This is a genomic window from Psychrobacter sp. AOP3-A1-26, from assembly GCF_052378235.1.
Lineage (GTDB): Bacteria > Pseudomonadota > Gammaproteobacteria > Pseudomonadales > Moraxellaceae > Psychrobacter.
Genome location: NZ_JBQSXN010000034.1, coordinates 11,921 through 32,676, shown reverse-complemented (window position 1 = coordinate 32,676; position 20,756 = coordinate 11,921). Strand labels below are relative to the sequence as shown.

The 20,756-nt window shown below is 41.9% G+C and carries 16 protein-coding genes and 3 pseudogenes; 2 read left to right on the top strand and 17 right to left on the bottom strand.

The features are described 5' to 3' along the window. The 4 genes and pseudogenes from ACT3TU_RS07620 to ACT3TU_RS07605 all read right to left on the bottom strand — a co-directional run. Window positions 1-197: pseudogene (locus ACT3TU_RS07620) on the bottom strand (transposase); the annotation flags it as partial. 76 nt (window positions 198-273) lie between these two features. Further along, complete coding sequence (locus tag ACT3TU_RS07615; RefSeq protein WP_443540949.1) at window positions 274-1,341, bottom strand: LLM class flavin-dependent oxidoreductase; 1,068 nt, start codon at window positions 1,339-1,341, stop codon at window positions 274-276. A gap of 92 nt (window positions 1,342-1,433) precedes the next feature. Then, on the bottom strand, window positions 1,434-2,348 hold the full coding sequence (locus ACT3TU_RS07610) for an MBL fold metallo-hydrolase (protein ID WP_443540948.1): 915 nt from the start codon (window positions 2,346-2,348) through the stop codon (window positions 1,434-1,436). Window positions 2,349-2,426: 78 nt separating this feature from the next. Beyond that, window positions 2,427-2,975, bottom strand: a complete 549-nt coding sequence (locus ACT3TU_RS07605; protein ID WP_444784221.1) for a cysteine hydrolase family protein — start codon at window positions 2,973-2,975, stop codon at window positions 2,427-2,429. Between the two features lie 106 nt (window positions 2,976-3,081). Here ACT3TU_RS07605 and ACT3TU_RS07600 point away from each other — a divergent pair, with 106 nt between their 5' ends. Then, window positions 3,082-4,062: a GlxA family transcriptional regulator gene (locus ACT3TU_RS07600; RefSeq protein WP_443540946.1), complete on the top strand. Its 981-nt coding sequence runs from the start codon at window positions 3,082-3,084 to the stop codon at window positions 4,060-4,062. Between the two features lie 43 nt (window positions 4,063-4,105). On the opposite strand, the pseudogene ACT3TU_RS07595 reads toward ACT3TU_RS07600, so the two are convergent. The 5 genes and pseudogenes from ACT3TU_RS07595 to ACT3TU_RS07575 all read right to left on the bottom strand — a co-directional run. Next, window positions 4,106-4,449 (bottom strand): annotated as a pseudogene (locus ACT3TU_RS07595) (IS3 family transposase); the annotation flags it as partial. Between the two features lie 44 nt (window positions 4,450-4,493). Next, a complete protein-coding gene (locus ACT3TU_RS07590) occupies window positions 4,494-7,628 on the bottom strand; it encodes a site-specific integrase (RefSeq protein WP_192523519.1) in 3,135 nt (1,044 codons plus the stop codon). Next, entirely contained in the window at window positions 7,625-9,049 is a 1,425-nt protein-coding gene (locus tag ACT3TU_RS07585; RefSeq protein ID WP_444784220.1) for a hypothetical protein, read from the bottom strand. Before ACT3TU_RS07585 ends, ACT3TU_RS07590 begins: the two co-directional genes overlap by 4 nt. Before the next feature lie 29 nt (window positions 9,050-9,078). Further along, window positions 9,079-9,864: a hypothetical protein gene (locus ACT3TU_RS07580; RefSeq protein WP_444784219.1), complete on the bottom strand. Its 786-nt coding sequence runs from the start codon at window positions 9,862-9,864 to the stop codon at window positions 9,079-9,081. Continuing rightward, on the bottom strand, window positions 9,851-10,399 hold the full coding sequence (locus tag ACT3TU_RS07575) for a hypothetical protein (protein ID WP_192523521.1): 549 nt from the start codon (window positions 10,397-10,399) through the stop codon (window positions 9,851-9,853). The genes ACT3TU_RS07580 and ACT3TU_RS07575 overlap by 14 nt, the downstream gene beginning before the upstream one ends. Before the next feature lie 847 nt (window positions 10,400-11,246). On the opposite strand from ACT3TU_RS07575, the pseudogene ACT3TU_RS07570 reads away from it, so the two are divergent. Beyond that, window positions 11,247-11,408, top strand: a pseudogene (locus ACT3TU_RS07570) (transposase); the annotation flags it as partial. A 51-nt stretch (window positions 11,409-11,459) separates the two neighbouring features. On the opposite strand, the gene ACT3TU_RS07565 reads toward ACT3TU_RS07570, so the two are convergent. The 8 genes from ACT3TU_RS07565 to nhaC all read right to left on the bottom strand — a co-directional run bounded on the left by ACT3TU_RS07565 (window position 11,460) and on the right by nhaC (window position 20,737). Continuing rightward, window positions 11,460-12,719, bottom strand: coding sequence for an NAD(P)/FAD-dependent oxidoreductase (locus ACT3TU_RS07565; RefSeq protein ID WP_444784218.1), 1,260 nt, complete (start codon window positions 12,717-12,719; stop codon window positions 11,460-11,462). A gap of 47 nt (window positions 12,720-12,766) precedes the next feature. Further along, entirely contained in the window at window positions 12,767-13,429 is a 663-nt protein-coding gene (locus tag ACT3TU_RS07560) for a DMT family transporter (RefSeq protein ID WP_444784217.1), read from the bottom strand. Window positions 13,430-13,437: 8 nt separating this feature from the next. Next, on the bottom strand, window positions 13,438-13,578 hold the full coding sequence (locus ACT3TU_RS07555) for a hypothetical protein (protein WP_444784224.1): 141 nt from the start codon (window positions 13,576-13,578) through the stop codon (window positions 13,438-13,440). A gap of 137 nt (window positions 13,579-13,715) precedes the next feature. Then, window positions 13,716-14,969 carry an NAD(P)/FAD-dependent oxidoreductase gene (locus ACT3TU_RS07550; protein ID WP_444784216.1) on the bottom strand — a complete coding sequence of 418 codons (1,254 nt, stop codon included), beginning with the start codon at window positions 14,967-14,969 and terminating at the stop codon, window positions 13,716-13,718. 353 nt (window positions 14,970-15,322) lie between these two features. Next, a complete protein-coding gene (locus ACT3TU_RS07545; RefSeq protein WP_444784215.1) occupies window positions 15,323-16,345 on the bottom strand; it encodes an ornithine cyclodeaminase family protein in 1,023 nt (340 codons plus the stop codon). Window positions 16,346-16,450: 105 nt separating this feature from the next. Continuing rightward, window positions 16,451-17,848, bottom strand: a complete 1,398-nt coding sequence (locus tag ACT3TU_RS07540) for an FAD-binding oxidoreductase (RefSeq protein WP_444784223.1) — start codon at window positions 17,846-17,848, stop codon at window positions 16,451-16,453. A 115-nt stretch (window positions 17,849-17,963) separates the two neighbouring features. Continuing rightward, the gene (gene amaA / locus ACT3TU_RS07535; RefSeq protein ID WP_444784214.1) at window positions 17,964-19,250 is read right to left on the bottom strand and encodes an L-pipecolate oxidase; all 1,287 of its coding nucleotides are present in this window, start codon (window positions 19,248-19,250) and stop codon (window positions 17,964-17,966) included. A 23-nt stretch (window positions 19,251-19,273) separates the two neighbouring features. Continuing rightward, complete coding sequence (gene nhaC / locus ACT3TU_RS07530; protein WP_444784213.1) at window positions 19,274-20,737, bottom strand: Na+/H+ antiporter NhaC; 1,464 nt, start codon at window positions 20,735-20,737, stop codon at window positions 19,274-19,276. Window positions 20,738-20,756 lie beyond the last annotated feature (19 nt).

Sequence of the window (20,756 nt, the reverse complement as noted above, 5' to 3'; positions counted from 1 at the left end):
AACCTATTAAAGCGGTTGTAGGCAGTTTTCCATGGACATAGCTCACTCGGTATATCACGCCACGGGGCGCCTGTACGAAGTTTCCACAGTATGTCTTCCATGACTTGTCTGTCGTTTTTCTAAGTATGACAGCCATGAGCTTTCATGGTACTTTGGAGTTGTTCCCATGTATTATCTGTGAGCACTGTTCTTGCCATATGTAGAGGGCCGTGTTTGAAATAGTCTCTATATTTTAAGGCTTTTGAACCTACTTTTCTAGATTAGGGACACGCCCTAGTTACTTGGCATGTCATAGTGATTTGCGATTAACTCAACAGTGCGCAATTGGGCGCGTCGCGAATAGCCCTGTACCACCATCATGACCTCATCGACCTCTGTCTGCTCCTGAAGATCCTCCAAACCTTTTGCTACCTCGGCAGCAGTACCATGAAGGGTTTGATCAGTATACTGCTCAATAATCTGGCGCTCTTGTACATTGCCTTGAAAAGCCGCGACTTCATCAGGTGGCAGTAAAGCAAAAGGCTTGCGCTGGAACATTCTTAACATTGCCATGGCAGACGACGTTGACTGGCGACGCGCCTCTACAGGATCTTCGTCCGCAATCGCACCAATGCTGACCAAACTGTATGGCTTAGCTAGAAATTTTGATGGACGGAAATTCTCTCGGTAAATTCGCATGGCATTTAAAACATCAGCACTGCCAAACTGCAAAGCGAACGCATAAGGTCTGCCAAGCTGTGCTGCCAAATGCGCAGAGTAAGTTGATGACCCCAAGATCCAGACATCAACTGTGGTCTTCGATGGTGGCACTCGATTTTGCTCGGCCTGCCATGGGCCTGGCACCGCATGAACCTCACTATAAGGATGGTCTTTTGGAAAGCTGTTTTCTAAAAACCCCAACAACTCTGCGACTTGCTGAGGAAACTCATCGTTTGCCGCATGGTGACGACGCAAAGCTGATGCCGTTGCGCCATCCGTACCTGGCGCCCGTCCCAAACCCAGATCAATCCGTCCTGGCGCCAGCGCATCGAGCATACCGAATTGCTCAGCTATAACCAAAGGCACATGATTCGGTAGCATGATGCCGCCTGCACCAAGCCTAATGCGCTCGGTTTCACCAGTCAGCCGAGCCACCATCATCTGCGGAGAAGGAACTGCGGCGCCCGGCATCGCATGGTGTTCAGACATCCAAAACCGCTGAAACCCTCTTTTATCCGCCAGTTTTGCAAGCGCGATCATCTCTTTAAAGGTGTCCTCTGCCGTGTGACCAACACCAGTGAAGGCATTGTCGAGCACCGAAAGGACGAAAGGTGCGCTACCTGAATGATTTGGAATATTCATAAACTATCTCAGTTGTACAATATTGATTACGCATGGCAACACACTGTGAGCATTGCCACACAAGGAATATTTAAAAAACGACTCATCAAGCACTAGAACTTGTAGTACTGACCATCATCGGGAACAAGCGTACGTTGTTTATCCAGATGTTTTTCCTCGATAAAGCGACGCAGCTCTGCCTTCGATAATGCTGCGTGATTGACCGTATCCATGTGCACATTAATTATCTGAGCATTAGGTGAGAATTTATACGCACGGTATACATCGTCTTTGCCCATGATGATAGAGTCATCGACAAAGGTAGTCAGCTTCGCGTAGCCTGTATTCAGGATGACCACATCAGGCTTGTAGCGAGTCAGCGCATTCTCTACTTCCTTATCCCAAATGGTATCTCCTGCGACATAGACGGTCTTGTAGTTAGGCTTCTGGAACACAATTCCCATCGTTTTGCCAAGTGACTGAGCAAGCGCTGGAACTTTGTACATCTCATCAGTACCATGCTGCCCGATGGTTTTATTGATTCTAGTACCTTTAAATACAACGCCTTTTTCTGTCAATACTCTGACATCGGTAAAGCCATCTTTACGCACGGTGGTCGCATCAGCTTCATTTTGGGTAAAGATTGGCATGTCACGAGGGACGAGGTTGCGAGCAGCTGGATCCCAGTGGTCTGCATGTAGATGGGTTAAAATAATAGCATCGGCTTTCAGCACCTCTGCAACAGATACCGGCAAATCTACCATTGGATAGCGTATTTGGCTATTTAACGTATCTGCAAACCCTGGATAAGCGTTTTTAGCCGCGAGCATCGGATCGACTAAAAACGTGGTGCCAGCATAATCGAGCTTGATCGTGGCATTACGGATTTGCTGAAATTCCACCGTATTGGTCGCCGTCTGTTTTACGGCGTTAGAATTTGCTGCTGGACTGGCAAAGGTGGTACATGCCGTTAACAACATCACGCCACTTAATAGTGTGGTGCTAGTCAGTAATTTTGCTATCTTCATAATCTTTACCTTATCGATGAGAATCTTATTGAGGAATCTGTTTTACAACTTAATGAGGGTTTGATTAACTACTCAGGATTAACGCGCAATCCACGTTTGGGTATCAATCACTTCGCCATATAGAAACTCAATCGCTGCCATGATGGTGGCATGAGCATGAGCGGCGGGTACGGTCGTGCCATTAAATTCAAGATCAAGCGTGGCACAGGCATCATGGACCGTAGTGGTGGTATAACCAAAGTCCACTGCCGCACGAACCGTGGCATCCACACACATATGGCTCATGGCGCCAATTACGGTCACCTCTTGAATACCCTCTTTATCGAGCAACTCTTTCAGAGCAGTCTCACGGAATGAATTAGGGTAATGCTTCACAACGACGGCTTCACCTTCTATCGGTTTTACCTTCTCATGGATCTCTACACCAGCGGTATTAGGCGTAAATATCGGCGCATCAATAGAGGGCATTTCATGGCGGATATGAATGACGGTATGGCCTTTTTCTCTAGCAGACGCAATAACCAAAGCTGCATTATCAGCGGCTTTGTTAATATCAACGAGTGATAATTTACCTTGCGGAAAATACTCATTTTGAATATCTACAACGATAAGTGCTTTTGTGCTCATGATGATTCCTTTTTTTATCAAAGTGACTGTATAGGCGTATATTTTACAAGCTCTATGCTACACTAACGAGTGGCTACATCGACACATAAGAGGTTAATAACGACATATGAATCAAAACCATACGATTGAAATCGGCTTGATTGTCTATGAGAAAGCACAAATGGCGGCCATCCTTGGGCTGACTGATTTACTGATGGTGGCCAGTAAACTCGCTGCCGAACGTCAAGATACAACCGATCTGCCTTTACAGGTCAGTCACTGGGAAATTAAGGGTTCTGAGCAGCAGCCTACGTGTACTTTTTCGAGCAGTCCTGATAGCGTAGGAAAACTAGCGGTCGTTATCATTCCACCCACGTTAGAGGCGCCAACTACAAAGCAAGCGGCAGCACCTTGGCTAGAATGGCTAAAAGAGCAGCATTCGACAGGGGTGATACTGTCATCCGTCTGCGCTGGTGCTTTTTTACTGGGCGAAACAGGACTACTCTCCAAGCGCAAGGCAACCACGCATTGGGGTTATGTAGAAGAGTTTGAACAGCGCTTCCCCGATGTCGAACTTGATGTCGATCGCATTATTATCGAAGACGGTGATATTGTGACCGCTGGTGGCGCGATGGCTTGGACAGATTTAGGACTTAGAATGGTTGACCGCTTTCTTGGCTCACAGGTCATGAATGAGACCGCTCGTGCATTGTTAATTGACCCCTCAAGGCGTGAACAATGCTATTACAGTGCGTTTTCTCCCAACCTCACCCATGGTGATGCCGCCATACTAAAGGTTCAGCATTGGCTACAAAAAACAGAAGCGCAGGATATTTATTTATCCACCCTAGCCAGTTGTGCGCAGTTAGAGGAGCGTACTTTTCTGCGCCGTTTCCATAAGGCGACGGGCATGACATCAACAGAATACTGTCAGCGATTACGCATTGGTAGTGCAAAAGACTTTCTACAGTTCTCTTTAATGCCTGTTGAGCAAATAGCGTGGAAGGTGGGTTATAGTGATGTTAGTGCGTTTCGTAAAATATTTAAGCGTATTGTTGGTTTGACACCAAGTGAGTATCGACGCAGATTTACTCTGAATAAAGAGTGACCCCTGCCGTCAAATCCGTAGAACCAAACTTGGGAGATTTTAATTACGCAGCTTGACGATAATAATCAAACCACACCTGTCTTGGCGATTTATAGCTCAAGCCCTTTTGAATTCTAGTCTCACTGCGAGCACAGCTCTTGCCTTGCGTCGCTGCAAAGCAGTGCTTTGCTAATCGTTCCTCATGTAGTACAGCTCGATGTATCTAATGACATCGGTAATAGCGGCAAATCTAGTTTTATAATCTCTATGATATACCATCTCATTCTTCAATATGCCCCAGAAGCTTTCTATCGGAGCATTATCAAAGCAATTGCCTTTGCCACTCATTGAGCCTATAAACTGGTGCTGTTTAATGATCTTATGATACGCATGGCTACAGTATTGACTACTGGCTCCTGTCGTCAAATCCATAGATATAAAATTGAGAGGTATCAATTAGTCAAACCATCAACAATCAGCAAAAAATGCAAAACATAACTCATCAGAGCCGAAGATAATTTTGAATTACCCTTCTGCTTCAGCGGACTAATAACCGTTAGTGCATAACCATTATAGGTTCCCAAGCTAGTAAGCTCGCTTTCAAAACTAGGAACTTTTTGTCTAAACTCTTCTATACGTTTGATCTGAGCAGCCTTATTGACAACAGGACGATACGCTTTTTTATTCTTCTCATTAATATAAGGCTCCGACTCAATACAGCTGATATTTACCCGCCAATGTTTACTGGGTAGAATTTGACACATGATTTTTAGATAGCTATAAAACAGCTTTTCTTGCTTAAAGCTAAAGCGAATCTCACTTTTTGAAGTATTGGTTTTCTCATAAAATACCTTAAGCATTTGTTTTATTTCACGCCTACTCGCTTTGGATGTATAAAGCACCTCAAGGTTATCAAAACATTGATACACCAGCGCTTGCTCTTCACGATAATGCAGCGGCGTTGGCGCGATTACAATATGATTGGAGCCTTGTTTACGCCTTTTTGAGATGAGCTTATGATTAAGCGTTCCATCGTCATTTTTTACTAAGCTCAGTGCGCGCTCATAAATCATTAACGCATCATCATACCTAAAGTTTAAACGACTAGCGTCCCCGAGTGTTTGACCATCTTCAAGGTCGCATAAAAGCTTTTCTATCGTCTCACGGCTATATCTACCAAACACGGCTGAAGACTGCTCTTTATCCGTATCGATAATACGGCTAGTTGAGTGAGGTGCTTTTACCTCATAATCAGCAAGCTTTAGTTTCTTACACTCAATCTTACGATTCACATATGATCTGATCTTACTAAGATTGACCTTGTCATCTCTACTCTCTAAAGCAAGCGTATTATGCTGTTTTAGATCCATACGACTGGTGCCAATCAGCTTGTTAACTACATCTAAAGGTAGAGTCAATTTCGCCTGCTGCAATTGATGGCTTGCGATAAGATCAGCAACGTGTATATAAGAACTAAAGGTAGTATTGAGGTCAGCATGACCTGCAAACTCCATGAGAGCATCCCAATGGTTGGTTGAGACACGACGCTTTTTACCTAAAAAGTGGGTTTTAATCTTGACGATTTGCATCTCATCATAACCTGTAAATTGCTGAGCAAATGTAGGATTGCATCTGAGTATGAGCGCCATATTAGATATTACATTATGGCGAAAGCTGTGCATGGTTAGATCATGATAAGCGGTGTTTTCTAGTATGCGTTTTAGTGGCTGCTCAATACTATGACGAGACAATGGAGAGGACTGATATGCCAAAGTAAATAAGTAGCGAGAAGACTGATTCTCTTTTAGATGAAAGAGTTTTTTAAACATCTCTATTTCTTTTGGCAAGAGTAGTAGGGATAAACAAATTCGCCGGGTACCATCATCTGATTTCAAGTCACGATGGGCATTTGAGCGAACAATAACGTTGTATTCCTTAAATCCTTGATTGTCGTATTCAATATCTTTAACTTGTAGCCCTAATATCTCGCTGATACGCATGCCGGTACGGTATAGCAATATTGTGACGATACTAAGTGCTTGCTTATAGTAATCACTCAGCCTCTCTTGCTCAGCGATACAATTAAGAATATTGTGATAAACCTGATTAGGTATGAGATAACTGGATACTATCTGTGGATCACCGCCACCTCTAATGTCGATATCAGGCGCTTGGTAATACCTTTTCAAAGAGTGATGCAGTGAGCAGATAACCGTTTTAGTAAACCCTAATTTATTTGGGTTCTTCTCAGCAATGATTTCGTTATATAGATAGTGGTAGTCATGCTTTGAGCATTGCATGAAATCAGTTGTACGCGTCCCTGCAATGAAGCCATTACCAATCTCAGACAAGTATCGTTTTAAAGTATTGATTTTATTACCACTGGTGAGTAAATCTAGCATCCATCTCACCAGTCGTTCTTGATTTGGATATAGGTTTTGGGTCAATAGACTTTCTAACTGTGATTCAACTTGTCTTTTATCATTATTGAGTATGCTGCGTATTTCTTTAACCGCATCGGACCTAAATCTTTCAACCTTCACACCAACAAGTGAGTCCTTAGCACTATTACTAGATTCAATGACTAATTTACTAACGTGTTCATCTGATAAAATAGCATTGGGCGTTTTAATACTTTGAAAGTATCTAATCCACTGGTCTATTGGCATTGAGGTTTGCTTTTGCTGACCTATTAGTACTTGCACCAGTTGAATGTCTAAATACACTTCTGGCATAGTCTGCCAATAGATGGCAATGTGCCGTAAGTAGCTAGACTTATGGATGGAATTAACCGTAAAATTTTCTCCAATATACTCCCCTAGTCTTCTGACTACTTGATGATATTTAGGAAACTCGTTTTGCACTTGATACTGGCATTGTAGTTTGAGCAGCCATAAGCGACTGATATCATCTATGATGATCAGGCGTGTGTGATACACTTCATCTAAATCGTTTTCTGTAGTAACAAGCTCATTGCCATAGTCGGATGATAGTAGCCTGATCGGCATGACCAGCATGTCATCAGTCATCTGATAGATAGGCTTTTTTTGCTCTAAATGCTCGTAAACCTTTTTGAGTAACTTTTCATCGTTATATCCTGCAAAACTAATGAGTGAGAATAAAAACCAGCTGACGCTATCAAGTAATGAAAAGGTATTTTTCTGCTGCCACTTATCAAACGCTTGTGCGACAATACTCTGGGCTGTAGATAAATATAGAAACGTCTCAAAATCATTGATATTTTTAGGACGCTGCGGACGTACCGCAATTATTGGCTTTGGTAGTAACGGCAGCTGTCTTTTTTTACGCGCATCATTAATTCTATCAAAAAAGCGCTTGCGCTCGAATAATGCAAATGGGATAAGATACGCTGAAACGCACTTTTCAATCTCGTCATAAAGCGCTTCATATAAACCGTATATCTGCTTGTCTGTTATTACCTCTGACGATTGATACTCTTTAATAAAAGCATCCCAAGCGTTTTGACACAGCTCTTTTGTATGCTGTAATGCCTGCTTGCGCCGATCTTGCGCTTGTTCTGAGCGCCTCAAGTGACCATGTAGACTATCCGGCTGCATCTTTGTCATAAGATAACCTGCTCTAATTCCAGCTCTATTGCCAACTGCTGGTAAGGTTTTTTAGCGTCTAATATATGCCCTATAGACAGTGCTGAGTTTTTTCGCCACGCTTCTTGCCCCATCATTTCATGACCAAAAACTGCCAAAATGACAGCTTCATCTACTCCCCGTTCATGTAAAAACCGTTGTCCCACATGGCGTGTCCAATCTGGCTTAAAGCGAAAATGAGTATCTAACTCTTGAATAATAATAGCTGGTCTAAGCGCATGAAATCTGCCTTTCTTATCTATAAAGTTGAGTAGCGGCCTTTGGTAATCAAAAACCTTACTCACCTCTATACTAATGTTAGTATCTAAGCGTCCATAACGCCGAGCAAAGCTTCTTAAGTAACGTAAGAAGTTTTGAATAGCTTCCTGTAGAAATGCACAAATAGGCACTAAGCGCTGACTACTCGCTGTCGCCCGCTCCTCCTTATCAGAAATCCACATGATACCGGCTTGCAAGTTTATTTGGCTGAGATAACCTGGTGCGCCTTCTACCGCTCTTATTGAAGTCAGCAAAAGACACACATGCCATAACCATAAGTTATAAAAATTAAACTTTTCCCTATAGTTGTTAGTAGTTACTACCTTTTGCTGTAGGTAACTCATGAATTGCTTCACTATTGGATAGTCAGGGCTGTTTTGACTACCTATAGCCTCATCATTTGGTGCGACCTTGGATAGATAATCAACCAAGCTAGATTTGTTTTTATAACAGCGGTCAGTGAGAATCTTAATCGCATTATAGTAAACCTCTTCTACCTCTTTAATCTCATGCGAGCTATACCAAGTATCTGCTCTTTTTTTACTGTTGCGTGAGGTGATGATAGTAGCCAGTTGAGTGCTACTGACTTGATAAATTAAAATGGTGTAAAGTGACTTTTTAATCCGACCCAAACTAATCAGCGGTAACTGTAGCGATACTCGTAGCTCAGCAATAACTTCATTAACCAACGCTGAATCTGGGTATCCTTTATAGGTTAAAAAAACCCCCAAAGCTTCAGGTAATGGTAGTTTGAACTGTGTTAGCCGATTAGCAATAACAGACTCTACCCCTACCGTTCTAATGCGCAGCGGCGTAATATCTAAATTGATAATGAATTCGTACCTTGTCCTGCGATTACTGATATCAGTGATTTTTTTATAATTGTTATTGATATCTTCAGCAAGTCTAGCGACTGAATGACCGGTGTATAAAGCAAGCAGCAAATAAACAATCGCGCGCTTTTTGTCCCTATCGCCTCCACCATCTTTGCAATCGTCAAACCATTGCCACAGCTTAGCGGTTATGTTTTGAATAGTAATGAGCGATAACTGACGAATATTGCTGCTTACAAATCGCTCATTCTTATTAGCATGAGCATACTTCGCCCTTGTTCTTCGAGACATCTGATTGTATGAGAACTTTTCATGATCCGCTAACTTTGTCTGATCGAGATGAAAAAATCAGGGACCGGATCATCTAAACGTTCACGATAAATATCGTTATTATTTTTTGTTTGCTCAAAGCTTGTGACTGATATTAGCTCATCCGCATCATCATCGACGTCTGTGTGCATGACGTGCTGGATACTAGGTTTATCAATTCTGCTTCTTTTGGTCTGTTTTCTGCCGGAGGAAGTGCGCGTTATGCTATCTCTATTATTAAACGCAAAATCAATGGTTCGATATATTTTGATAAATGATTTGAGATTAGGGTCATTCGTATTCTCAAGTTCGATTCGATAACTCTCAAACCTCTCATAGGTAGTCTGTAAGCTATCAGCTTGTAGCATCAAGTAACAGTGATCCCAAAGACTGTGATTACCACTATTTGGATTCATCCATTTTCTAGCTTCAGCAGTAGTCTCACTAATACGATTAGGTAGTTCATTCTGAGCAAAATAGATAAGCAGATGGCATAATTTTGCGACCCACAGCCATTCTTCACTTGGATTGTTGATATCAAGGTTTGGTAGATGATAGGTACTGGCGATAAAGGCTCGAGTGAGATTTTCGGGCTTAGTCAACTTACGATCATAGGATTGGTATATTTTTTTAAGATACGCTGAAGTCAAAGCTTTTGACTGTTCCGCTTCTACGTTGATGTCCATAAAGGCATTCGAGACTAAACTAGCGACGGTTATAAAGAAATGACGGACATCAGTAGTATAGATGTCCTTAGTATCTGGTATCAGCGTCTCTACGTTATTAATTATTATCATAGCGAACCTCACCAATTAGTTCAGAGAAAGATGGTATTTTCTTGGACTGCTGATTACGGTATAGACTGGTTTGGTAGTCATAATGATGACGCTTGAGACCTTTAATATCTAGAATGTGCTGTATGGTCAGAGGTTTATTAAATAGCGCTTGTTGCACTTGAGTAGGCATATCACTTTTTATAGCCTCAAATATTTTTGGGTCAATAGGATCTACATTGGTAAACTCGTTCATCAGACAAGACCAAGCACGTCGCTCAATTTCTGCTTTAGAAGGGTTTACTCTTCTAATTGAGATTTCAGTGCCGTCCATTAGCAAACCTACTTCTCTAAAACCTTCAAAAAAATAATACCGCTCGTCTATCTCAACGACTTCTAATAATAGTGTTCTATCTGAGAAAAACGCATTAACCTCAGCTTCGAACAATTCGCAGAATATCTGATAAGGTTTACCGGCACATTCGTGCACTACCAAATTGTTTTTTATGGCAATGCTTTTGACGCTTCGCCTCACTACTTTTTTGGTACTCTTCGCCATGATCAATGACCTATATATCAGAGGTATATCCCATACAAAATTATTCACCCACGATAGGGTAGGCATGCTAAAATATCTTTGGTTGGTGTCATAATACCACACTAAACTAGTGACCAAAAATATGTTTAATACGCCAATCTACTTACTATTTGAAAATAATTAAGTATAATAAAAATCTTGAAACCTTTTAGAATAAAGGTTTACAGACTAATACAATCTAATATCATTTTGGTTTACGCCCTTGCCAAGGTTGGGGTCGAGAGTTCGAATCTCTTTTCCCGCTCCAAATACTTAAAAAGCCTCACTTAACAGTGAGGCTTTTTTTTGTCTATTTTCCAGGGGTTGTAGAGGAATTTAGTATTAGCTGGTTAGCTCAATTATTAAGTTTACCTAATACATTAAAAGCTCAAAAATCAGCACCGTGACCAAAACGTGACCATTTCGTGCCCACGCTATAAACACTGATTTTATAATTGACCCCAACTTACTACTCTTCTATTTATAAAAAACAACGCTGAAAAATATTTTCTTAGCCTCCTTTTTTCTTTTCTACTACTTTTATAGATTGAAGTCATAGCGTGACCAAATCATGTAAAAGCAAATATAGAAAAGAACCCCAACCTTAATCCTGTACTTTGAAGCACGTTGTATACAAGGCTATACCGCTGTCACATTTATTCCCAGCTTTATAGGTCTTCAAGACTCGCCACTAGCATCTTTATTATTTGGCTTATAAATAAATAAGTCACCTACCTGCACGTCTAAAAACTCACATAGCTGGTTGAGCTATGCTGAAGAAACCGTAGAGATAAAATTGGTAAACTAAGCGTATTCACAGGAGTTTACCATGACCAAGAAAACCAGAACTTATAGCACAGAATTTAAAGCAGAGGCCGTTAAGAAGATAGCGGACAATAACAGTAACATCTCAGCTACTGCAAAGCAGCTAGGCATCGCGATGCAAACCTTATCTAACTGGCACAATAAAGCCCATCAAGACAAGCTTAAATTATAATCATGTAAAGTGCTTAAGCTTATACTGTTCTCTAACAACAATAAATTAACGAGCTTTCTTTTTAAAACGATCTAGCTTATAAGCTGCTGGATCAATAGCATGGGGCTCTTCAAAATAGTACTCAGCAATCATCCGTGAGCTTACGACCGATTGGGTTAGCCCTAGATGATGATGACCAAAGTTTAAAAATACCCGTCCAATTCTATCGATTACGGGCAGTGAGTCCACAGTCGTTGGACGAAAGCCCATCCACGGTACACTATCATCCGTATTCAACGGCGTCTTTAGCATCGGCTGGGCATGTTGCAATAGCTTATGTGCTCGCTGCATATTAGGAGGCGCATCAAGACCTGCGTACTCTACTGTGCCCGCTAGACGTAGACCGCCTTCCATCGGAGTCATAATAAAATATCTATCCAAGCTTGATACTGACATATTTAAGCGCTTGTCTTCATGTGGCAGCATTAAATGATAACCACGCTCAGTATCTAAGGGCACTTTGACACCGGTAAGTTGCTTAGCTAAAGCTTTTGAATAAGCCCCTGCTGATAGCACAACTTTAGAAGCAAACATATCGCCTTGCTCGGTCTTTAGCTGAACACCGTTCTCACTTGGCGTGGCTTCAAAGACACGGCAGTGCTCGATAATATGACCACCAAATTGCCTAAAAGTAGTCGCAAGACTACTATAGATGGCTTGCAGGTTAGTAAAGTGTCCCGTTTCGGAGAAGTATAGTGCGTCAAGTTTACTGTTGTCTAAAGCTGGCTCATACTCGGCTATCTCTTCCCTGTTAAGTAGGCGGTTGGTCACTCCGACCTCATTAAGACGCTTGCCATAATCAGTTAGTGTTTTCAGATTGGTGGGTTGCTCTATGGTTAATAATGAACCGCTGGTGTGCACCCATTGCCTTAAATGAAACTGAGTGGCGAAATCTTGCCATGCCTCAAGACTGCTTTGATTTAGGTTCAATATTGCTTTATGGATACGATCAAAAGGTTCGGTACGCATATTAAGCAGCAATTGCAGTGCCCACGGCATTAGACGAGGCAGATAGCGCCAATCCAAGCGTAGCGGTCCAGTTGGGTTAAGTAGCATCGCCGGGATGTGGCGTAGCATGCTGGCATCAGCCACAGGAAAGACTTGTTCGGTCGCTAGGTGTCCAGCATTGCCTGATGAGGTGCCTTTACATATCTCATCAGCTTCGAGCAAGACGACTTTTACCCCACGCGCTTGTAGAGTGACCGCTGTGGTTAGTCCAATGACGCCACCACCAATAATATGTATATCAAAGTTTTGCTTGTCCATAACTGCTCTCAATAGAATAAATACATGTAAGTTAAGTGGTTTAAAAACTAAATTGGATTGCTTTGTCTTATCCTGCTGGTTTGAATGAGCAGTACACCACCAATAATTAATAGTAAGGCCACAACCTCCAAACTCGTAATATTCTCACCTATTATGGCACCAATAACGACGGCAACAAAGAGTGCAATATAAGTCGCTACAGCTGCACGTACCGAGCCTAAGGTCTCGATAATATAGTAATAAATTAGAAACGCGGTTCCCGTTCCTAACATGCCAAGTCCGAATACCGTTCCCCACAATGCTTGTGAATTCGTTGCTAAATTTGTAATACCCTCAAAATCGATTAATACCGAAAGTGTAATGACAGCTATACCGGTCTGCCAAGTCGCTAATGCTAGTGGTGGTAGCTTTAGACGAGATAAGAAACGACGAGTGTATACAAATGACGCGCCAATACTTAAAGAGCCAGCGAGCATCCATAACACACCTGTAAGAGACAAACCTGTATCTCCTTGCCAAGGTCGTGCAGTTAATACAATACCAGCAAACCCTAAAGCCATCTGCTTAGTTGGTCTTTCTTCTGGTAAGAATAAGGCTGCACCTAAAAGGGTAAACATAGGAATTGAACCACTTAATAACCCTGCGATACTAGTGGGTAATAGCAAAGTTCCTACAACAAAACCATAATAGTAGAAGGAAGTAGCGAGCACCGACATTGCTATGAAGTGTGGTAAAATAGTAGCTGTTCGCGAGTAATAACCTTACTGCGCCATGCGATTAATGCTAATAGTAAAAATCCAAATAACACTCGTAGAAATACAGTTTGAGAGGGTGTGATCAAGACCGTTGCCCATTTCATAAAAATGAAGTTTGACCCCCAAATAACACCAAGAAAGACCAGCGCAGCATATGCTCGAAACATATAAAAAACCTTAGTGAGATAGTTAGCTTTTGCTAAAGCTAAATCTGCTTTATGCCGCTTAAGACCTACATCTCTTAAATATTAGAAGTAAAGCGTTCACTACTAAAGGGCTGTGCATCAATAAATAGTGGCTTACCACTGATCATCTCTTCAATGAGACGTCCTGTCACTGGCCCAAGGGTAAGACCTTGGTGGCCATGGCCAAAAGCGAACCATAAGCTATCGTGTTTTGATGCAGGCCCAATAACTGGCTTCATATCAGGTATACAAGGTCTAGTACCACACCAGGCTTCAGATTCCACAGCAACGTCAAGCGGTAGCAGTTTTCTTGCAAAAGTGAGTACTGTTTCCAGTTGATTAAAGTCTTTTGAAGCCTCTAGCATTGCCATTTCAGCACCTGTGGTAATCCTAATGCCCTGATCCATTGCACCCATGACAAAACCTTTATCAGCATCGAATAAGCTATGGGAAAATGAGTTTTTCTCGGTGACTTCAAAATGCTGATGGTATCCACGCATAGGAAATAGAGGAATCTTATAACCTAATGGCTTAATGAGTTCAGTTGACCAAGGACCTGCAGCAATAACTAAGTTCTGACATAAGTAAGTATCGCTATCAGTAACAACCTGCCAGCCCTCTTCTGTCTGTATGATGCTTTGTACATCAGCCTGCTTTATTTGCCCTGACATTTTTTCAAAATTTTTGGCATAGGCTTTTACAAGTTGGCTTGGGTTTTTTATCTGCCATGAGTTTTTCCAATGTATACCGCCGACATAGTCTGTAAAGTTTACATTTGGCTCTAATTCTTTCAATTCTGTGAGTGATAGGACCTGATACTCTACACCTTGCTCAGCCGCTTTTAATGCTTTGCTAATAGCGTTCTCAAAATTAATTGGTTTACGATGAAGCTCAATCCAGCCTATTTTTCTGACTAGTTCATCAGCGCCTGAAGCCTTAACCATAAGATTATGCTCGTTCGTGCAATTCTGAATTAAAGTAGCCCACTCTTTATCGATTTCTTCGAGCTTTTTTGGGCTTGAGTTTACCCAGTATTGTAATAAAGGGCGCTGAAGACTATATATAGCAGACCAACGATATCGAATATCAGTACTGTTATTAGGCAATACCCTTAAAACCTCTTTAAAACTTCTAGGAAACGGTTTAGTAGTTACCGCTTCTCTTGTGATAATACCTGCATTACCATATGAAGTTTCTTCTCCTGGTAATTTTTTATCCATTAGGAGAACTTGAAAGCTGTTTTTCTGTAGATGCCAAGCTATGGAGGTCCCTACTATACCTGCACCAATGACAATAACTTGATGGCGCATATCAATACTCCTAAATAACAAGCTGACTCTGACCATTTAAATTAGTTTTTTTTCTAAGACTAGGGGCTGTATAGAATTCAGCTAAGGAACTGACAGAGACTATTTTTTAGGCAATTCGACGCCAAAAATAGTAAGTTTAGTTATTCTAAGCGCGATAGTTTTGGCTATGAAGTGGCAAAAAATAGTCCTGTTCCTTCGGACTGATGCTAAAATCGCCCCAGACGTTGTTGTAAATCTAGCTAAGGTCTCGACATTACCTTCGATTTACGCCTAGTCTGGAATTATTTTAGCGATCAGCAGTCCTAATAGATGAATTCTATACAGCCCCTAATAAATTGATTAGTCACTAATTTTTATAACTCAACAGACTGACCCAAACCTTCTTTTTTGGCTTTTTGAGCTATCTTTAAGGCGACTGCAGCATCAAAGCTTGCGGCTCCAACAGATTTAAACAGTGTTACCCCTTTTTTATCTTGGTCGATGGTGATATTTTTCATAACTAAGTCAGCTAAATCGCCAGTTAAATCTTTCCAAGTCCAGTCACACTCCTCAGCAGCATCTGCCTGAATTAAATCTCCTGCTTCATGAAGTCCACCTGCAATATCGTCGATAAAGACATGCGAGCAGACTTCAATGATAGAATCGCTGACTTCCTTCATCTCAGGCTGATAAGCACCTACTGCATTAATATGCACGTCGGCTCTGATTTGATTGAATTCAAATAGCCCTTCGGTTGCACGAGTTGCCAAGTTAATGACATCGGCATCTTTTACAGCAGTAGCAATATCTTCACAGACTTCGATGGTCACCGGCCACTCTGGATATTGATCAGCGAATTGAGTTTTAAAGGTATTAGCACCCTCAATAGTTCGGTTCCAAAGCACTACTGTTTTGATGTTTGGACAAACCGTAAGCACAGCATTCAGCTGCTCATAGGCCATCCCGCCACAGCCTATTACCGTTACTTGCTGACTATCCGGCTTTGCTAGATACTTGCTAGCGATACCCGATAGTGCTGCCGTACGCACTTGGGTAACGTAAACACCATCCATAAAGGCAAGAATTTCACCAGTATCATTGTTCGAAACACTCACAACAGCAGTAGTCGTGGGAAGATTCCGCTGTGGATTATCCGGGCAGATGGTTGCCAGTTTAACGATAGCAAACTCTTCATTACCGTCAAACAGTACCGAAGGCATCGATAAGTGTGAGCCATTATTTTTATTACTGGCTGTAAAAGTTGGAATAACTAAACGTTCAGGGCATTTAACCCACTCTGGATGCTGCGCCTGTAGCTTCAATAACATCTCGATTGAGTCGATAGCCATGGACATATTTAACTGATCTTTCACGGTCTTGCTGTTTAAAATTTTCATAGGGATTTCTTAATGTTTATAGGGTTGTTAGTATCTATCCTTGACGTTTTATATTGTTTATCACTCGCACCTATCATTGACAATAACAATAGAAACAGCTCTCTACTACATATCAAAAATTTTACCACGATTCATAATATTATTGGGGTCAAAGACTTTTTTGACCTCACGCAGATAGTCAATCTCAGCCTCGCTACGGCTATAGTTTAGATACGGCTTTTTAGTCATCCCCACGCCATGTTCTGCAGATACCGAGCCGCCATATTTTTGTACCGTCTCAAACACATGCTTATTGACGATTTGACACTCGGCAAAGAAATCATCTTTGCTCATATTTTCAGGTTTTAAGATATTAAGATGCAAATTACCATCACCGATGTGACCGAACCAGCACACCTCAAAGTCAGGATAATTGCTGCTGACGATATGATCAATCTCAGCGATAAATTCAGGAACATAACTAATTAATACCGACACGTCGTTTTTATAAGGGGTAAATACCGAGATGGTCTCAGAAATATATTCGCGCAGTTTCCACAGCTCTTCAGCCTGTGCAATACTTTGACTCATGACTCCATCGACGACCCAACCTTGCTCCATACAATGCTCAAATATGGCCATGGCTTTATCCATGATTGGCTCGTATGGCGCTTCAAACTCTAACAGCGTATAAAACTTGGTACGCGATTCAAACGGTTCTTGTACTTGACCGTGTGCCATCAGTTTATCAATCGCCACATCATCAAAGAATTCAAAAGCGGTTAAATCAATCTTCGCTTGGAAGGCAGACAAGACATTCATCACATCATTAAAGTTGTCCATGCCGAGCACCATGACGTTTAAGTCTTGTGGCTGACGCTCAAGCTTGATTTGGGCATGGGTGACAAGCCCGAGCGTGCCTTCGCTACCAATAAAGAGTTGACGCAAATCATATCCCGTGGCGTTTTTGACCATACCGCGATTAAGCTGCAAGATGTCGCCTTTACCCGTGACCACGGTCAGCCCCATAATCCATTGACGGGTCATGCCATAGCGAATGACTTTGATACCACCAGCATTGGTACCGATATTGCCGCCGATTTGGCTTGAGCCTGCTGAGGCAAAATCAACTGGGTAGTAGAGGTCTTTTGATTCGGCAAATTGTTGTAGTTGTTGAGTGACGACGCCTGCTTCAATTTCAACCATACGATCGGCAGGATAGAACTGACCAATATGGTTCATCTTATCCATACTAACCACAATCTCGCCATTGGCTGCCACTGCACCAGCAGACAATCCAGTACGACCGCCACTTGGGGTCAGTACGACATTGTGCTCATTAGCAAGTAGGACGATGGCTTGTACTTGCTCGGTGGTCTTTGGAAAAACGATGGCCGCAGCATTAGGGGCAAAGTGCTTGGTCCAGTCTTTACCCCAATGTTCTAAGCTTTCGCTATCGGTTTTGATTTGGCTGGAATCATAACCATAATTTTCTTGTAGCGATTGTATAAGGGCCTCAATGATGGCTTGAGATGGCTTTAGAAGTTCTTTCACTAGACATATTCCTTACTATGATAAAAAATAGAAAAATCACCTAATTATAAAATATTGCATAGGTCGTTTTCATATTGATACTTTTCTACCTAATGATTCTTAAGCACTGCCCTGCATGATATAAAGTAAGTCCTAACTCGGTAAATCCAGATTTCATACCTGGTAGAGCAACTTTTGATTCCTTTAATGTTTTAAAGGGTAAGGGAATACTGCTTCTATCTCCGGTCAGAATATAGTCAGCAAAGCATTTCCCCATTAGGGTTCCTGTGGTAATGCCACGACCATTATAGGCAGTTGCTGTTAAGATACCTTCATCTGGCTCCAGTACCCGAAAAATATGATCTTGAGTAAAGCCAAAATTACCATACCACTCATACTGCCAATTAAACTTAGGCAAATAAGGGTAATAGCTTTTTTGTACACAATTTGCCCATGATTGATAAAAAGATTTAGACTTAAAGGCTCTCCCGCCTACTGTTCCAAGTAAAAGGCGGTTATCATGATCACGGCGAAAACTGGACAAGGCCAAACGAGTATCCCAAGCACCATTTTTATAAGGCAAGATTCGATCTGCTAGCTCGCCAGTTAAAGGCTCAGAGGCAATCTGATAGTAAGATACCATGTAAAAAGTCTTAGTAACCTCAGTCCATTCCCCTTCAGTGTAGGCATTGGTAGCGATAATGACACGCTCTGCTTTTACATTAGCCTCAGGTGTTCTTACATACCATTGCCCATCAGATTTCTCTAAACTATCAACAGCAGACTGCTCATAGATAGTAACACCAAGACTAGTCGCTACTTTAGCTAGACCATTTACATAAGCCAAAGGATTCAATGTGCCAGTACGATGATCTAATAGCGCCTTATTAATACTAGTAGTGCCACAATATTCATGGCAACGACTGCCTGTTAGCACTTCAACATTTACCCCACGTCGCTGCAATTGTTCATACCTAATATCAACATCAGCCTCTCCTTTAGCGTTATGGGCCATATGAAGGTTACCAGCTTGAGTCGCTTGCGCATCGATATCATAACGCCTGATTAAATCAAACACTAAGTTTGGCGCCTCTCCAAGAGCTGTCGTCAGACATTCACCTGCTGATTCGCCTAGAGCAACGTTCAGATCATCGGGCCGTGCCCAAGTCCCTGCATTGACCAGCCCTACGCTTTTCCCTGAACCTCCACTACCAATAGTTTGGCCCTCAAGCAGGATAACCTTTATGCCTTTTTCGGCTAAATGTATTGCCGCTGATAACCCTGTATAGCCACCACCAATAATACAGACGCTAGTTTCCATATCACTTTTAAGTTTATTATAGCGATTAATCTTAGGAGCAGTGAGGCTCCACAAACATTGCTCTTGCAACATCTCATACTCCTTATATATTATAATTATTGTGCAGTAGAGAGCATGCTCTCATTATTGTTAGCAGTAGGTTCTTCGCGAGGAATAAACTTATTCAAGAAGACCCATAGCAAGCCAAATAGTGGAGATAGCCAACAGGCAAAAGCGAATGGGGCGTAAGTTAAAGTCGCAATACCTAAAGTCGCAGCGACAAAGCTACCGCCCATATTCCAAGGAATAAGGGGTGATAAAAGCGTACCAGCATCTTCGATAGAGCGAGTCAAAGTCGTACGCTTATAGCCCATTTCTTTGTACTTATCCTGCAATAAACGCCCTGGTAAAACACAAGTGGTATAGACGTCACCAATGAGTGTACCGACCCCGAGCGTACTGGCATAAGTAGTTAAGACTAAGCCCACTCTCGATTTAATCATCTTATTAATTTTAGCCATAATGGCCTTCAATGTGCCGTAATGCTCGATTGAGCCGACAAAGGCTAAGGCAAAGATGGTCAAGGTCACGACCCAAGTCATTGACATAACGCCGCCTTTAGACAACAGTTGATCGACGACAGCAAAACCAGTTTCACTAACAAAACCGTTTTGCAGAACATTAAATATGTCACTAACCCCCACACCTTGCATAGTAAAAGCGATCAAACCTGCCACTACGACGCCTGATAGTACGGTTGGTATAGCTGGCATTTTCATAACGGCTGCAATGATTACGACAAGAGCAGGTAATAAAGTAATGATACTCAGGTTATAATTAGCTGCTAGAGAGGTTTGAATTTCTTTAATAGAAGATAAATCAACATTTTCTGCACCGTAGCCCATGCCAAGCCAAGCATAGATAATCAGAGCGGTAATCATAGCTGGAATAGTGGTAGGCAACATACCGCGGATATGGTCCCAAAGTTCAATACCGGCAGCGGCTGGAGTTAAGTTAGTAGTATCAGACAAAGGAGACATTTTATCTCCAAAGAAAGCTCCAGAGACGATAGCACCACCAGTTAATGATGGTGGAATGCCTAATCCTAGACCAATACCCATCATAGCCAAACCGACCGTGCCAACCGTGCCCCACGAGGTGCCCGTTGCAACAGAAATGATGGCACAAATAATACAAACAGAGACTAAAAATGAAGATGGAGAAAAGACACTAAAACCGTAATAAAGAATAGTGGGAACAGTACCTGCAATAATCCAAGCACCGATTAGCATCCCTACACCCATCAAGATGATCATGGCTGGCAGACCAATTTTTATGACCTTTAAGAAACGCTCTTCCATACCGTCCCAACTGCGGCCGCGCATCTTCATAAATAAACCAGTGATTAAGATGCCACAAGCTAATGGAATATGAGGAGTAAAGTCCTTAAAGACGAAGAATTGCACCATTAGAATAATGGCCGTTAATATGAGCGGGGCAATATCTAGCAGGAAGCTAGAAGAAGGATCATAACCATCGATATCAGGGTCATGTGGCTTTTTTTGTTTATCTGCAATCATAATATATCTACCTATCCTT

Coding starts and splice junctions, on each gene's coding strand:
- ACT3TU_RS07615 (WP_443540949.1), bottom strand. CDS start 1,341: ATGAATATTCCAAATCATTCAGGTAGCGCACCTTTCGTCCTTTCGGTG.
- ACT3TU_RS07610 (WP_443540948.1), bottom strand. CDS start 2,348: ATGAAGATAGCAAAATTACTGACTAGCACCACACTATTAAGTGGCGTG.
- ACT3TU_RS07605 (WP_444784221.1), bottom strand. CDS start 2,975: ATGAGCACAAAAGCACTTATCGTTGTAGATATTCAAAATGAGTATTTT.
- ACT3TU_RS07600 (WP_443540946.1), top strand. CDS start 3,082: ATGAATCAAAACCATACGATTGAAATCGGCTTGATTGTCTATGAGAAA.
- ACT3TU_RS07590 (WP_192523519.1), bottom strand. CDS start 7,628: ATGACAAAGATGCAGCCGGATAGTCTACATGGTCACTTGAGGCGCTCA.
- ACT3TU_RS07585 (WP_444784220.1), bottom strand. CDS start 9,049: ATGTCTCGAAGAACAAGGGCGAAGTATGCTCATGCTAATAAGAATGAG.
- ACT3TU_RS07580 (WP_444784219.1), bottom strand. CDS start 9,864: ATGATAATAATTAATAACGTAGAGACGCTGATACCAGATACTAAGGAC.
- ACT3TU_RS07575 (WP_192523521.1), bottom strand. CDS start 10,399: ATGGCGAAGAGTACCAAAAAAGTAGTGAGGCGAAGCGTCAAAAGCATT.
- ACT3TU_RS07565 (WP_444784218.1), bottom strand. CDS start 12,719: ATGGACAAGCAAAACTTTGATATACATATTATTGGTGGTGGCGTCATT.
- ACT3TU_RS07555 (WP_444784224.1), bottom strand. CDS start 13,578: ATGAAATGGGCAACGGTCTTGATCACACCCTCTCAAACTGTATTTCTA.
- ACT3TU_RS07550 (WP_444784216.1), bottom strand. CDS start 14,969: ATGCGCCATCAAGTTATTGTCATTGGTGCAGGTATAGTAGGGACCTCC.
- ACT3TU_RS07545 (WP_444784215.1), bottom strand. CDS start 16,345: ATGAAAATTTTAAACAGCAAGACCGTGAAAGATCAGTTAAATATGTCC.
- amaA (WP_444784214.1), bottom strand. CDS start 19,250: ATGTTGCAAGAGCAATGTTTGTGGAGCCTCACTGCTCCTAAGATTAAT.
- nhaC (WP_444784213.1), bottom strand. CDS start 20,737: ATGATTGCAGATAAACAAAAAAAGCCACATGACCCTGATATCGATGGT.